At 67.6% G+C, this 521-nt stretch carries 2 protein-coding genes; both read left to right on the top strand.

The features are described from left to right. Window positions 1-224: SDR family oxidoreductase (locus tag EN742_RS37190; RefSeq protein ID WP_128334001.1), on the top strand; the 224-nt coding region annotated here is incomplete at its 5' end. A 24-nt stretch (window positions 225-248) separates the two neighbouring features. Beyond that, the coding region (locus tag EN742_RS37185) for an alcohol dehydrogenase catalytic domain-containing protein (RefSeq protein WP_148670626.1) at window positions 249-521 on the top strand (273 nt) is incomplete at its 3' end.

Genomic DNA, 521 nt, shown 5'->3' with positions numbered 1-521 from the left:
GTGTCGTCGACGGCGAGCATTGGGACGTCGTCGACGCCCATTTCGCCCGCTGGGAGGGCCTGAAGCCGGGCGAGAAGAAGGCGGCGGTGGCGAAGTCCGTGCCGATAGGCCGCTTCGCGACCCCAGGGGACATTGCCGGGCTCGCCGTCTTCCTCGCCTCGTCCGACAGTGATTACATCCTCGCCCAGACCTACAATGTCGACGGCGGCAACTGGATGAGCTGAGGCGTTGCCCGCACGGAGAATGACATGAAAGCCATCCGATTTGCCGCCGCGGGCGTTGCCGGCATGGCGGAGCTGGACATGCCGGAGATCGCACCGGGGCACGCTCTGGTCAGGGTCCGCGCCGCCGGGCTCTGCCACACCGACATCGAGGTCCTGCAAGGCCGCTATGGCGAAGGCGCGTTCCCGCTGGTTCCCGGCCATGAATATGCCGGCACGGTCGAGGCTGTCGCTGCCGACGTGACGGCCGTGAAGCCCGGCGACCGCGTCGCCATCGATCCCAACATTGCCTGCGGACAC

Source organism: Mesorhizobium sp. M4A.F.Ca.ET.020.02.1.1 (assembly GCF_004022645.1).
GTDB lineage: Bacteria > Pseudomonadota > Alphaproteobacteria > Rhizobiales > Rhizobiaceae > Mesorhizobium.
Note: the sequence above shows the minus strand (reverse complement) of the source record. Positions and strands in the feature narration are given on the sequence as shown.